This window comes from Rhodococcus sp. NPDC080181 (genome assembly GCF_040702225.1).
Taxonomy (GTDB): domain Bacteria; phylum Actinomycetota; class Actinomycetes; order Mycobacteriales; family Mycobacteriaceae; genus Rhodococcoides; species Rhodococcoides fascians.
In genome coordinates this window covers 33968-47944 of the sequence record NZ_JBFBKN010000004.1, presented here as the reverse complement: position 1 = coordinate 47944, position 13977 = coordinate 33968, and the positions used below count along the sequence as shown (strand labels likewise).

General features: G+C 63.6%; 12 protein-coding genes. 4 read left to right on the top strand and 8 right to left on the bottom strand.

Translation table 11 applies throughout. The annotated features are described in order from the left end of the window. Positions 1-132: 132 nt before the first annotated feature. Positions 133-819 carry a pyridoxamine 5'-phosphate oxidase family protein gene (locus AB0O58_RS06020; protein WP_366238006.1) on the top strand — a complete coding sequence of 229 codons (687 nt, stop codon included), beginning with the start codon at positions 133-135 and terminating at the stop codon, positions 817-819. Here the strand turns inward: AB0O58_RS06020 and tgt are convergent. From tgt to AB0O58_RS05985, 7 genes are all read right to left on the bottom strand, one after another. Continuing rightward, positions 773-2011 carry a tRNA guanosine(34) transglycosylase Tgt gene (gene tgt / locus AB0O58_RS06015; RefSeq protein WP_032399321.1) on the bottom strand — a complete coding sequence of 413 codons (1239 nt, stop codon included), beginning with the start codon at positions 2009-2011 and terminating at the stop codon, positions 773-775. The genes AB0O58_RS06020 and tgt overlap by 47 nt on opposite strands. 82 nt (positions 2012-2093) lie before the next feature. Next, entirely contained in the window at positions 2094-3953 is a 1860-nt protein-coding gene (locus AB0O58_RS06010; RefSeq protein ID WP_230591153.1) for an ABC transporter ATP-binding protein, read from the bottom strand. 77 nt (positions 3954-4030) lie between these two features. After that, positions 4031-5764, bottom strand: a complete 1734-nt coding sequence (locus tag AB0O58_RS06005) for an ABC transporter ATP-binding protein (protein ID WP_366238005.1) — start codon at positions 5762-5764, stop codon at positions 4031-4033. A 91-nt stretch (positions 5765-5855) separates the two neighbouring features. Next, positions 5856-8144 carry an MMPL family transporter gene (locus AB0O58_RS06000; RefSeq protein ID WP_027494601.1) on the bottom strand — a complete coding sequence of 763 codons (2289 nt, stop codon included), beginning with the start codon at positions 8142-8144 and terminating at the stop codon, positions 5856-5858. A 2-nt stretch (positions 8145-8146) separates the two neighbouring features. Then, positions 8147-8797, bottom strand: a complete 651-nt coding sequence (locus AB0O58_RS05995) for a TetR/AcrR family transcriptional regulator (RefSeq protein WP_366238077.1) — start codon at positions 8795-8797, stop codon at positions 8147-8149. An 86-nt stretch (positions 8798-8883) separates the two neighbouring features. Next, positions 8884-9342: an Rrf2 family transcriptional regulator gene (locus AB0O58_RS05990; protein ID WP_027494603.1), complete on the bottom strand. Its 459-nt coding sequence runs from the start codon at positions 9340-9342 to the stop codon at positions 8884-8886. A 181-nt stretch (positions 9343-9523) separates the two neighbouring features. After that, the gene (locus AB0O58_RS05985) at positions 9524-10159 is read right to left on the bottom strand and encodes a heme-binding protein (protein WP_366238004.1); all 636 of its coding nucleotides are present in this window, start codon (positions 10157-10159) and stop codon (positions 9524-9526) included. A gap of 183 nt (positions 10160-10342) precedes the next feature. Between AB0O58_RS05985 and AB0O58_RS05980 the strand changes: the two genes are divergently transcribed. After that, entirely contained in the window at positions 10343-11248 is a 906-nt protein-coding gene (locus tag AB0O58_RS05980) for a sterol desaturase family protein (RefSeq protein ID WP_283550207.1), read from the top strand. Here the strand turns inward: AB0O58_RS05980 and AB0O58_RS05975 are convergent. Next, on the bottom strand, positions 11229-11918 hold the full coding sequence (locus AB0O58_RS05975) for a YceI family protein (RefSeq protein ID WP_032368648.1): 690 nt from the start codon (positions 11916-11918) through the stop codon (positions 11229-11231). The genes AB0O58_RS05980 and AB0O58_RS05975 overlap by 20 nt on opposite strands. 120 nt (positions 11919-12038) lie before the next feature. On the opposite strand from AB0O58_RS05975, the gene AB0O58_RS05970 reads away from it, so the two are divergent. Continuing rightward, complete coding sequence (locus AB0O58_RS05970; RefSeq protein WP_283548800.1) at positions 12039-13049, top strand: PHP domain-containing protein; 1011 nt, start codon at positions 12039-12041, stop codon at positions 13047-13049. Further along, positions 13046-13960: an alpha/beta hydrolase gene (locus AB0O58_RS05965; protein WP_032373327.1), complete on the top strand. Its 915-nt coding sequence runs from the start codon at positions 13046-13048 to the stop codon at positions 13958-13960. Before AB0O58_RS05970 ends, AB0O58_RS05965 begins: the two co-directional genes overlap by 4 nt. The last annotated feature ends 17 nt before the right edge of the window (positions 13961-13977 follow it).

Here is a 13977-nt window from a genome sequence, read left to right as displayed (position 1 = left end):
CGAACATTGTGGTCCCCCCACGGCGGTTCCAGCTACTACATGATCTGTAGTAACAATGTACGCCGCTGCCAGAGTCGAACACTGGCGAGATCTCGACAGCCGTGCTGGCCTGGGGTGTCGTATGGTCGGTGCGTGCCGCCGAACAACCACTATCACCACCTGATGTTCGGCCCTGCCGCGATTGCGCGGCAGCAGGTCGACGGCAGTTACACCGCCTACGGCTCACAGACCGAGCGACCCGACGACGGCCCGATGCCACTCGACGATCGCGAGAAGGCGATGATCCGCGCCCTGGATCAGTTCCAGATCGCCACCGTCGCCGAGTCCGGGTGGCCCTACATCCAGTACCGCAGTGGACCGAAGGGATTTCTCCAGGTTCTCGACAACCACACTCTGGGTTTCGCCGATTTCGCCGGCAACCATCAGTACGTGACGGCGGCCAATCTCGATCACGACGATCGCGTCGCGATCTTCCTCGTGAATTACCCTCTGCGGCAACGACTCAAGCTCTACGGACGGGCACGTACGATCGAGGCCGCGGACGATCCCGAACTACTGGAGCGACTCAAAAAGATCGGTGACCTGACCGTCGCGGCCACCTGCGAACGCAGCGTCGTCATCCACGTCGAGGCATTCGACTGGAACTGCACGCGCAGCATCATCCCGCGCTACGACGCGGCGTACCTCGCGGACCTGTCCGAGGTATACCAGCGCAAAGCTGCCGAACGGGAAACCGAACTACTGCAGCGCATTTCGGAGCTGGAAGATCAGCTCAGGCAGTCTTCGACGCATAGAACCGGCCCAGATACTCCGTCTTGAACTCGGTGAATCGCTGCTGCTCGATCGAAGCGCGGATGTCGTCGACCAGCTTGACCGTGAATCGCTCGTTGTGAATCGTGCACAGCGTCGAGGCAAGCATCTCCTTCGCCTTGAACAGGTGATGGATGTAGGCCTTGGTGTAGTGCGCGCAGGTGTAGCAGTCGCAGTTCTCGTCGATCGGGGTGAAATCGCGCCGATGCTTCGCGGTGTTGATGTTGAAGCGGCCCGTGGGCACATAGATCGCCGCATTGCGCGCCACCCGTGAGGGATTGACGCAGTCGAAGGTGTCGGCACCGTTCTCGATTGCGACGAAGAAGTCGTCCGGCTCGCTGATCCCGAGCATGTGGCGCGGCTTGTGTTCGGGCAGTTCCTCGTTCACCCACCGAGTGATGGTGCCCAGGTTCTGCTTCTCGAGTGCGCCGCCGATTCCGTAGCCGTCGAAGCCGCGGCCGGTCTCACCGGTGATCGTCTCGAGGTCGTGCGCGGCCTTGCGTCGCAGGTCCTCGTACTGCGCTCCCTGGACCACTCCGAACAGCGCCTGGTACGGCTTGTCGGCACGCTCGACGGTGAGGCGTTCGTGTTCGAGGACGCATCGCTTCGCCCATGCCTGGGTGCGGTCGACCGACTTCTCCTGATACCCGCGGGTATTCATCAGCGTGGTCAGCTCGTCGAACGCGAACATGATGTCGGCTCCGAGCCGATGCTGAATCTGCATCGACACCTCGGGAGTGAATCGATGCTTCGAGCCGTCGAGATGGGACTTGAATGTGACTCCGTCGTCGTCGACGTGGGCCAATCGTTCCTTGCCCTCGGCGATGACGTCGTCGGACTCCACCCGTGAGGCATCCATCGAGATGACCTTCTTGAACCCGACACCGAGGGACATCACCTGGAAGCCGCCGCTGTCGGTGAACGTGGGCCCGTCCCAGTTCATGAATTTGCCCAGGCCGCCTGCCTCGTCGACGATGTCCGAGCCCGGCTGCAGGTACAGGTGATACGCGTTGGCGAGTACCGCCTGTGCGCCGAGTTCCTTCATCGCCTCCGGCAGCACCGCTTTGACGGTCGCCTTCGTCCCCACCGCAATGAACGCGGGGGTGGCGATATCGCCGTGCGGGGTGTGGATGGTGCCGGTGCGTCCGAGCTCACCGTCGAGCCGGGTGCCGATATCGAAGCCGAAATTGGAAGAACTCACCGCGTCAGTATGCGGCTTCGCCGCTTGTGAGTGGAAATTCGTAGCCCACTACGATTTTCCACTCACGTGCGGCGCCAGCCGCCTAACTGCTGTAGAGCCGGTAATACGCACCCTTGGCCTCGAGCAATTCCTCGTGATTGCCCTGCTCGACGATGCTGCCGTTTTCCATCACGACGATGGTGTCGGCGTCACGGATGGTCGAGAGACGATGCGCGATAACGAAACTGGTGCGGTCGTTGCGCAGCGCTGCCGTCGCCTTCTGCACCAGCAGTTCGGTGCGAGTGTCCACCGAGCTGGTGGCCTCGTCGAGGATCAGGATCAGCGGCTTGGCCAGGAAGGCACGGGCGATGGTGATGAGCTGCTTCTCACCGGCGCTGACGTTGTTGCCCTCCTCGTCGATGATCGTGTCGTATCCGTCGGGCAGCGAATGCACGAACTTGTCCACGTAGCTCACCCGAGCCGCCTCGAGAATCTCTTCCTCACTGGCGGTCGGGTCACCGTAGGCGATGTTGTCTCGGATGGTGCCGCCGAACAACCACGTGTCCTGCAACACCATGCCGGTTCGTGAACGCAACTCGTCGCGAGTCATCTTGCGTGTGTCGACGCCATCGAGTGTGATTCGGCCGGAATCGATCTCGTAGAACCGCATGATCAGGTTGACCAGCGTGGTCTTGCCGGCACCGGTGGGTCCGACGATCGCCACCAGATGTCCCGGATCTGCGGTGAGCGACAGGTTCTGAATGAGCGGCTGCTCCGGCGAGTAGCTGAACGAGACGTCGTCGAACACGACGCGTCCGCGGCGCTCCGTCGGGCTGGACGCAGGCACGACGTCCGGGTCTTCCTCGTCGGCGTCGAGCACCTCGAAGATGCGTTCGGCGGACGCGACTCCGGACTGAATCAGGTTGATCATCGCGCCGACCTGCGACAGCGGCTGAGTGAACTGCCGCGAATACTGAATGAACGCCTGCACTTCGCCCAGGCTCAGTGTTCCCGACGCCACGCGAAGGCCGCCCACGACGGCGACGACGACGTAGTTGATGTTTCCGAGGAACATGATGATCGGCATGATCAGGCCCGAGATGAACTGCGCCCGGAAGCCTGCTTGGAAGAGCTTCTCGTTGCGGTCACCGAACTCGCGTTCCACCTCCGCCTGGCGGCCGAACGCCTTGACGATCTCGTGGCCGGTGTAGGTCTCTTCGATCTGCGCGTTGAGCTTGCCGGTGTGCTTCCACTGCGCCACGAAGTGCGGCTGCGACCTCTTGGCGATCAGCGCGGTCACCAGGAACGAGGCCGGGATCGTCAGCAGCGCAACCAGAGCGAGCAACGGCGAGATCCAGATCATCACGCCGAGGATGCCGAGCACGGTCAGGATGCCGGTGATGAGCTGGCTCAGTGTCTGCTGCAGGCTGGTCGAGACGTTGTCGATGTCGTTGGTGACGCGGCTGAGCGTCTCGCCTCGGGCATTGTTGTCGAAGTACTGCAGCGGCAGGCGATGCACCTTGGCCTCGACGCTGCCGCGCAGCAACAGAATTCGACGCTGCAGCGCGATGTTGAGGATGTAGCCCTGCGCCCACGCCAGCAGTGCAGACACTACGTACAGTGCGAGCACCCAGAGCAACACCGTTCCGACGGCACCGAAATCGATTCCCGCACCGGGCGTCACGTCCATGCCCGAGACGAGATCGGCGACGGTGTCGTTACCGGCGGCCCGAAGGCCTTCGACCGCTTGTTCTTTCGTCTGCCCCGGTTCGAGATCTCCGCCGACAACTCCGTTGAAGATGAGGTTGGTGGCATGCCCGAGGACGGTCGGCGCAGCGACGCTGAGGACGACGCTGACGATTCCCAGCACGAGCATGAGGCTCAGCAGAAATCGTTCCGGCGCGAGCAGACCGATGACGCGTTTGAACGAGCCCTTGAAGTTCTTGGCTTTCGTGGCCGGCAGTGCCTTCGCGACGCGACTGCCCTTCTTCTTCTCCAAAGAGGGCTTGGCTGCGGAATCCTTGGTGGTGTCGGTGTCGGTCACAGTGCACCTGCAACTTGCCGCTGCGAGTCGACGATCTCGGCGTAGGTGGGGCAGGTGGCCATCAGTTGCTCGTGGTTACCCACGCCCACCGGCTTTCCGTCGTCGAGCACGAGTATCTGGTCGGCGTCGACGATGGTCGACACCCGTTGAGCCACAACGATCATGCATGCATCTCGCGTCACCGGCCGCAGCGCCGCACGCAGTTTCGCGTCGGTGGTGAGGTCGAGAGCGGAGAAGGAATCGTCGAACAGGTAGATCTTGGGTTTGCGTACCAGCGCCCGGGCAATGGCCAGTCGTTGACGCTGTCCTCCCGACACGGTGGTGCCGCCCTGCGCGACGGCAGTCTCCAGGCCGTCGCGCATCGCGCGCACGAAGTCGGCTCCCTGGGCGATCTCGAGCGCCTCCCACAGTTCCGCGTCGGTGGCGTCGGCCTTGCCGTACCGCAGATTGCTGGCGATGGTGCCGGAGAACAGGTACGGCTTCTGCGGCACGAATCCGATCTCGGATCGCAGCAGGTCCAGATCGAGTTCGCGAATGTCGACACCGCCGACCCGCACCTGGCCGCCGGTGACGTCCATCAGCCGTGGAATCAGATTGACGAGAGTCGATTTACCCGATCCGGTGCCGCCGATGATGGCGGTGACCTTGCCTGCTTCGGCAGTCAGATTCACCCCGCACAGCACCGGGTATTCGGCTCCGGGATAGGAGAATTCGGCCCCGACGAGCTCGACCGTGCCCGGTGAGGACACGAACGTCCGGGGATTCTCGGGCAGCACCACCGAGGATTCGGTGGCCAGAACCTCGCTGATGCGATCGGCGCACACCGATGCGCGCGGCACCATCATCGCGATGAACGACGCCATCATCACCGACATCAGGATGAGCATGATGTAGCTCAGAAGCGCAGTGAGCGAACCGATCTGCATCGTGCCGTTGTCGATGGCGTGACCGCCGAACCAGATGACGGCGACACTGGTGACGTTGCTGATGAGCATGACGGTCGGAAACATCAGGGCCATCAGCCGGCCGACCTTGAGTGCCGTCTCGGTCAACGAGGTGTTCGCTGCTCCGAAACGGTCGACCTCGAATTGTTCGCGAACGAACGCCCGCACGACGCGTATGCCGGTGATCTGTTCGCGTAGTACGCGATTGACCGCGTCGATGCGCTTCTGCATGGAGCGGAAGGCCGGCACCATGCGGACGATGATCAGGCCCATCGCGAGTGCGAGGCCGGGCACGGCGATGAGCAGGATCCACGACAGGCCGATGTCCTCACGTAGTGACATCACGATGCCGCCGATGCACATGATGGGAGCCATCACCACGATGGTGAATCCCATGATGATCACCAACTGCACCTGCTGCACGTCGTTGGTGTTGCGGGTGATCAGTGACGGAGCACCGAATTTTCCGACCTCGCGGGCGGAGAACGTGCCGACGCGTTCGAGGATTGCTCCGCGAAGGTCGCGTCCGACACTCATGGCCGTGCGTGCACCGAGGAACACCGCTGCGGCAGAGCTGATGATCTGTACTGCCGAGATCAACAGCATGACGCCGCCGGCGGACAGGATGTAGCCGGTGTCGCCGACGGTCACACCGTTGTCGATGATGTCCGCGTTGAGGCTCGGCAGGAACAACGCGGCGAGGGTGGCGATCAGCTGCAGCAGCACCAAGCAGAGAATCGGCAGCTTGTACGGGGCGAGAAACCTACGCAGAAGGGGGATCAGCATGATGACCGAAGATTACTCGTACACATGGATAACAGTCTCTCCGTTTCGAGTATTACGAGCAATCTTCGGCCTCTCAGCTGCGACGCGAGTATTACGCGCGCTTCTCCGGGGCCGTCTTCAGCTTGGCCCCTTCGATGTCGACGTTGGGCAGGATCTTGTCCAGCCACTTCGGCAACCACCAGGCTTTGTCGCCCAGTAGCGCCATCACCGACGGAATCAGCACCATACGGACGACGAACGCGTCGAAGAAGACGGCGGCGGCCAATGCGAAGCCGATGGACTTGATGAACGAGTCCGGCTCGGCGATGAACGCGGCGAACACCGAGATCATGATGACCGCTGCCGACGTGACCACGCGTGCGCCGTACTTGAAGCCGTTGACGACGGCGTCCTTGGCGGCCGCGCCGTGCACGAACTCCTCACGCATGCGCGAGACGAGGAACACCTGGTAGTCCATCGCGAGGCCGAACACCACACCGATGAGGAAGATCGGCATGAAGCTGACGATCGGCTGCGGGTTGGAGATGATGCCGAGCCCGCCCTCTTGGAAGATGAACACCGTCGCGCCGAAGGTGGCGAGCACGCTGAGCAGGAACCCGACCGTTGCCGTCAGCGGCACCAGAATCGAGCGGAACACCAGCATCAGCAGCACGAACGCCAGTCCGACGACCACGGCCAGGTACGGAATCAGCGCGCTCTGCAGCCGCTCCGAGATGTCGATCCCGATCGCGGTTTCGCCCGTCACTCCGTAGGAGACGCCCGAGCTCTCCTGCAATCCACTCTCGGCATCGCGCAGGTTGGTCACGAGCGCCTTCGTCTGGTCACTGTTGGGTGTGCTCGACGGGGTGACGAGTATCTGCGCGGTGTCACCCGCCGGGTTGACGGCGACGATCTGTGCGTTCGTGACGTCCGATTGTGCGGTGATCGTCTCGATGACCTTGCCGAAGGACGCGGTGCGGTCTGCCTCGGCGACGTCGGACGCGTCGGCGATGACGAGCAGCGGTCCGTTACGTCCCGGCCCGAATGCCTCTTCGGTGATGTCGTAGGCCTGACGGGCAGGCGTGGACGGGTCCGAGGTGGCGATCGACGGGAGAGCCAGCGACAGCCCGGTGGTCGGGCCCGCGATGACACCGAGCAGCACGATGCCTCCGACGAGGCCGAGGATCGGCTTCTTGACCAGGAACCGTGCCCACCGAAGACCGTTAGTGGGGGTTGCGTTCGGGTCCTCCGGGTCGGTGGTGTTGACGAACTTGAGCTTGCCCGCGAAGGCCTTGCCCTTGTAGACGCCCAGCATGGCGGGCAGGAACGTCAGGGCGATGAGTACCGCGATGAACACCGCGAAGCCTGCTGCCAGACCCATCTGCGACAGGAACGGGATGCCGACGACGCGCAGGGCGACGAGGGCGATGAGCACGGTCGCGCCGGCGAACACGACGGCCGATCCGGCGGTACCGACCGCTCGACCGACTGCTTCCTCGCGGTTGTCGGTGAGCGTGAGCTCGTGCCGGTAGCGCGCGAGGATGAACAGCGAGTAGTCGATCGCGACGGCAAGCCCGATCATGATCGCGAGAATTGGAGTGAACGAGGACAGGCTCGCGAACCCGGAGGCCGTCGTGATGGCCAGACTCGAAATTCCGATACCGACGATCGCGGTGATCAGCGGCAGGCTGGCAGCGGCGGCCGAGCCGAACATGATGAGAAGCACGATGGCGGCGACGGCAAGACCGACGATCTCCGAACTTCCACCGGGTGACGGGTTCTCCTGGGCGACGGTGCCACCGAGGATGACGGTCAGTCCTGCGTCACGCGCGGGTTGCGCCGCGGCATCGAGATCGCTGCGAATCGCGTCGGTGACGTCGGCCAGCTCGACGTTGATCGGAACCGTGACGGTGCCGACGTTGCCGTTGGGGCTCAACGGCGACGTGGCTGCCGCGTCGGCTGCCACCTTGTCGGCCGGCGTTCCTGCCTCGGCGGCTGCGTCGGTGTACTGCTGCACGATGGCCTTGTTCGCCTCGACCGGATCGGCAAGCGGCGGAGCGCCTTCCGCCGGCTTGGCCGCATCGACCTTCTCGATCTCGGCGATCGTGGCGTCGATGGCCGAGGTGTACTGCGGGGTATCGAGCGACTGACCGTCGGGTGCTTGGAAGACGTACTCGGCGTTGACGGCCTGAAGGGGATCCTCGGCTCCGCCGAATCGTTCCTTCTGCAGATCCAATGCGGCCTGAGCAGGCGTTCCGGGGATGCTGAACGAGTTGACGGTAGGCGCGGACAGCGTGGCTGCGCCCACTCCGGCCAGGATCAGAATGACGAGCCAGAGGCCGAGGACGACCCCCTTGCGGCGGTAGGCGAATCTGCCGATTCGGTACAGATAGGTGGCCACTGTCAGGCTCCTCGGTTGTTATCGGATACGTGCTGGCGAGATTTCGGCTCGGGGATTCCGGCGCGGAGTTGCTGAAATGCGTTCTCCACAAGCGCTTTCGGAGTGTTCTCTCCGCCGGGGTCGTTGATCCACAGGTTCAGTGCGGCGGTCACGGCACCGCCGACTGCCATTTGCAGCAGGTTGGGGTAGAGGTCGAAATCGATATCGGTTCCGGTGCGCTCAGCGATTGCCTCGCCGAGTTTGCGGGTGAGCGAGTGGTGCATTTCGAGCTTGCGTGCCATCAGCGCCGGGTTGGCCTCGATGAGTCGTGCTGCGGCGAATGTGTCGTCGAGGTCGCGGCCCGGGTCGGCGACGAGGTTGACGGCGATGTGCTGCAACGAATCCCAGATGGGTTCGGATTCGGGTCTGGCGCGAAGCAGCTCGAACCATTCCAGAGCCGAGGCCTCGATGTTGTGGAGTACCGCTTCTTCCTTGTTGGAGAAGTAGTTGTGGAACGTTCGGGTCGACACTCCGGCTTCGTGTGCGATGGCGTCGGCCGTCACGGCATCGAGTCCGTGTTCCTTTCCCAGACGGACTGCGGCAATGCCGAGGGCGTCGCGGGTGGCTGCCTTCTTCTGATCGCGAAGGCCGGTCGGGGTGGTCACCCTGTCCAACATACGGAAGTTGCACAGCTCGGCAAGTTTGCAGAGCTGTGCAATATTGACGACCGCGCCACATCGGCGGCCGACTGTGACTCAGGTCATCGACGGGACCATGCGGTCGGCTCGCTGATCAGCTCTCCGACAAAATCCGGGAGGTCGTCGTCGACGATGTCCGCCAGCGATACGGATTCGAGAACCGCACGCAGATTGACCCGGACGGCCAGCCACACCCGCGTCAACGGCTCGGCGGGACCGGCGTACTGCGCATCCTCGGGCCGTTGCCCGCGCACCGATGCGAGCGGCCCCTCGACGGCACGCATCACGTCCGCGACGGAAATGTTCGACGCCTCCCGCGCGAGCCAGTATCCGCCGTCGGGTCCCCTTCTACTTCGCACCAACTCGGCGCGACGCAGGTCGGAGAGCACCGACTCGAGAAATTTGTGCGGTATCCCTTGAGCGGCGGCAAGCGCCTCGGCCTTGGCGGGTGCTCGGCCGCCGACCGCGGCGAGCTCGACGAGAGTCCGCACCGCGTAGTCCGCTTTCGCCGTGATGTGCACGATTCAATTCCTATCATTTCGATAGGAAATTAGCGACCGGGTACGTACCGATGTTCGACGGCTCTGCGCCCGTCGGGCAACACCCAGTCCGCGGGCGCGGTACCGGTCCTGATCCAACCCGACTTTTCGTAGAACGCGATCGCCGCCAGCTCACGCACCTCCAGCACGTCGAGCAGATCTGTCAGGAACCGTCCGGCACCACCACGACCACCTCGTTGCGACGGAGTGGCCCCGAGGTCCAGGGCGGGTCGTAGAACCAGGTCATCGGCTCGTCTTGCATCTCGATGCCGTGTGCGCGCAGCGCTTCGGTCAACGCCGCTATCTGCGGTTCGATGTTGTCCCGGCCCCGCCCACCGCTGAACCGCAGCACGGCCACTGTCTCCGCCGGAACCGACGTCAACGTCACGCGGTCGTCGTCGGGCTCGGGCAGCGTGTCCATCGTCCACTTGGACGGCATGAAGAACCGGACTACCCAGCCCCCGCCGCCGGGCGTGCTCGACACGGGGGCCGTCATCGCAATCTTCTGCGGGCCTGCCGACGACTGACTGACGGGAGCGGTCATCGCGACCTTCTGCTTGCCTCCGTTTCCGCCGAAGATGTACCGGGCCAGGCGACGGAAGCCCTCCTGGCGTGCCTCTTCCTCATCTGCGTCGACGGTGGTCTGGGCTGCGATGCGTGGTTCGTAACGACGGATCTCCACCGCATCGGTCAGTCGCCGGCTCGTGTGCGGCGGCTCCTCGGTGCCGACCCGAATTCCGACGACACCCAACACGGACTCGCCCACCTGCCCGATCGTGGACGTGATCTTCTCCAACAAGTCCCCACTCCGCTCTCTCGGCAGCTCGGTGCCCACACTCCACAGTACGAGCCGCGCCCGTTCACCCGCAGACAGTCGCCCGACACCTGACCGCCACGCTGCGGCCCGCCGAATGCGCAAACAAGGGACAGCAAACAGCGTTACACTTCGCACAGCAGTGTCACGCACGGGAGGGCCGTACACATGAGGGACCAACTCGCATCGGCGTGGAACGCGCTACCCGAACCGCTGCGGGATCCGGTTGCCCTGGCCGTCCCCGCGTTCGCGCTACTGCTGACGATCGAGTGGATCGCGGCGAAGAAACTCGAAGACGGAACCCCCGGCGCGTATTCGGCCCGGGACGCACGGGCGAGCCTGAGCATGGGTTTGGTTTCGATCGCAACCACGACTGCGTGGAAAGCGCTGGCCCTGATCGGCTACACCGCCATCTACGTCTACATCGCGCCGTGGCATCTACCCGCCGACGCCTGGTACACGTGGGTCATCCTCATCCTGGGCGTCGATCTGCTGTTCTACGGCTACCACCGCATCGCACACCGAACCCGACTGATCTGGGCGACCCATCAGGCTCACCACTCGAGCGAGTACTTCAACTTCGCCGCGGCGCTGCGGCAGAAGTGGAACAACAGCGGCGAGATCATCATGTGGCTGCCCCTGCCGCTGCTGGGGATGCCGCCGTGGATGGTGTTCGTGGGCTTTTCGATCAATCTCGTCTACCAGTTCTGGGTACACACCGAACGGATCGACAAATTGCCGCGGCCGTTCGAGTTCGTCTTCAACACGCCCTCGCACCACCGCGTCCATCACGGTCGCGATCCGCAATACCTCGACAAGAACTACGGCGGCATCCTGATCGTCTGGGACCGCCTGTTCGGCAGCTACGCCGACGAAGTCCAGCGACCGAACTACGGACTGACCAAGCCCGTCGGCACGTTCAACATCTGGACGCTTCAAACACACGAATACCGCAACATCGCACGGGATGTCGCGGCATCGAGGTCATGGAAGGAACGCGTCGGATACGTCGTCGGACCGCCGGGATGGACACCGGCGGCCCCACGAGAACGGGCTACTGCCGACTCAGATTGATCAGGAAATCGACGGTTCCCGAACCCTCGACGGTCACGAAACCGAGCGACGGCGGCTCGATGCCGTAGTCCGACCACGTCGTCGGAATTGCACCCGACGCGATGAGCGTGTCACCGGACTGCAGCACCTCCATCTCGACCGACACCGGACGCGTCTGATCCTTGAGCGTCAATGTGCCTTCCGCCGTGACGGTTTGGGTGGTGCCGTCCTTGGGCAACGACGAGAGGTCGACGGGCTGGTCGATGGTGAACGTCGCCGTCGGATATGTCGCGGTGTCGAAGATGTTGCCGCGGAACTGACCGTCTCGACGGTCACTGTCGGTGGTGATCGAATTGGTCTGCACCACAACCTCACCGGCGGTCAACGAATTATCCGCCACGGTCACCGAGCCGCTGACCTCGGGCGTCGACCCGACGACGGTCACATCCGATCCGTTGAGCACCTCGTCGACGGTGTAGCCGGCCGCGGTCTTGTTCGACGCATCGCCTGCCGTCACCGTCCAGGTGCCGTTCAGATCGTCGGTGGTGGCGGCCTGCGCACCGGAGGTGTCGACGGTCGCTGCCGGAGCGTCGTCCTCCTGGAAGGACGCGTAGATCTTGGGGCCGAAATACAGCCCGAGGGCCACGAGCACTACGACAACGACGCCAACTGTCCACCATTTCTTGGTCATGACCGACGATGATAGTTGCAGCTTCAAGCCCATGGGGAGTGAGCGACCTGGCAACTCCCTGAGAATTTTGTCCGATTACCCCGTGCGCAGGTGTCGGTGGTGCCAGGCACAATGGAACCCATGGATCCGGTGGAGGCACTTCGTGAGATCGGCTTCTGGCTCGAGCGTTCGCGCTCGGACACCCATCGCGTCAAGGCCTACCGCCGAGCCGCGGATGTCGTCGAATCACTCTCTCCTGCAAAACGATCCGAGCACGAGAAGGCGGACAGCTGGTCGTCGTTGGCCGGAATCGGTGCGAAGACCTCGCTGATCATCCGGCAGGCGCTGACCCAGGACGTTCCTGACTACCTGGCCGAGCAACGCGACGCCGCAGAACCCATCGGCAACAACGCACTACGGGCCGCACTCAAAGGCGACCTGCACACCCATTCCAATTGGTCCGACGGCGGCAGCCCCATCGACGAGATGATGCGCACCGCCAAGAACCTCGGGCACGAGTACTGCGCGTTGACCGATCATTCACCGCGGCTCAAGGTCGCCAACGGACTCAGCGCCGAGCGTCTGCGAAAACAACTCGACATCATCGCCGAGCTCAACGAGCAACTCGCGCCGTTCCGCATCCTCACCGGAATCGAAGTGGACATCCTCGACGACGGTTCGCTGGATCAGGACGAGGGATTGCTCGCCGAACTCGACGTGGTGGTGGCCAGCGTGCACTCGAACCTGCGGGCCGATTCTGTGGCGATGACGAAGCGCATGGTCACCGCCATCGCGAATCCGCACGTCGACGTACTCGGTCATTGCACCGGCCGACTGGTCGAGGGCGGCCGGGGAAAGCGGCCCGAGTCGACGTTCGACGCCCCGGTGGTGTTCGAGGGATGCCGACAGTTCGGCACCGCGGTGGAGATCAACGCCAGGCCCGAACGCCAGGACCCGCCCGAGCGCCTGATCGACATCGCCCTCGAACGCGACTGCCTCTTCTCCATCGATACCGACGCACACGCACCGGGCCAGCTCGACTGGCAGGGCTACGGCTGTGTCCGCGCCGAAGCCCAAGGCGTTCCCGCCGATCGCGTCATCAACACCTGGTCGCTGCCCGAGCTGCTCGATTGGACGGCTCAGGGTACGTGAATCGTCGCCACTTCCTGTCCGGCCTGCTCGCTGTCACGCTGGTCGGCTGCAGTTCCACGGACACCACATCCTCACCGAGCACAGCAGAGACGTATTCGGCTGCACTGCAACCCGTTTCGGGACCGACCGGAGATCCGATCCGGCTGAAGTACGGGTACCAACCCGACAACATCGGAGACCTGTATCTGCCTGCCAACACTGCGACGTCACTGCCGGTGGTGGTGATGATTCACGGCGGTGGATGGCAGGAGAACCTCGATCTGTCGTACTTCCAGCAGATGTCCAAAGCCATCGCAGACCAGGGCATCGCCGTGTGGAACGTCGAGTATCGGCGCGGACCGAACAATTGGGCCAACACCCTCACCGACGTCGACGACGCCACCGAGGCACTGGCAACCGTCGTACAGAACGCCGCCGACGGGCGACTCGACCTCGATCGAGTGCACGTCGCCGGACATTCGGCCGGCGGACAGCTGGCCGCGTGGGTCGCTGCGCGTCATCTGATGCCGATCGACGCACCGGGAGCAGACCCCAGAATCCGGCCGCGCAGTGCCACCATCATGGCCGGGGTGTTCGACATGAAACGAGCGGCGAACATCGGCAACGACAAGTTCGTGCCCGCATTCCTCGGCGGCATGCCCAACGACGTTCCCGGTCGATACAAGATCGCCTCCCCCATCGAATACCTCCCGCTCGACGTCCCGTTGACCGCGCTGCACGGTGATGCGGACCAGACCGTGTCGGTGAACCAGAGCCGCGTGTACGTCGACGCCGCGACCCGCGCAGGGAGCACGGACCCCGAGCTGGTCGTGTTGCCCGGAGCCGGACACGGAGCGTTTTTGGACCCCAAGCACATCGCCTGGTCCACCGCATTGAGCACCATCACCGGGCGCGCGCAGACACTGCTCTGAGCCGCAGGTGGTACACA

Bases quoted from the DNA above. Each gene is read 5' to 3' on its own strand.
- AB0O58_RS06005 (WP_366238005.1), bottom strand. From the start codon at position 5,764: ATGCTGATCCCCCTTCTGCGTAGGTTTCTCGCCCCGTACAAGCTGCCG.
- AB0O58_RS05970 (WP_283548800.1), top strand. From the start codon at position 12,039: ATGGATCCGGTGGAGGCACTTCGTGAGATCGGCTTCTGGCTCGAGCGT.
- AB0O58_RS05975 (WP_032368648.1), bottom strand. From the start codon at position 11,918: ATGACCAAGAAATGGTGGACAGTTGGCGTCGTTGTCGTAGTGCTCGTG.
- AB0O58_RS05980 (WP_283550207.1), top strand. From the start codon at position 10,343: ATGAGGGACCAACTCGCATCGGCGTGGAACGCGCTACCCGAACCGCTG.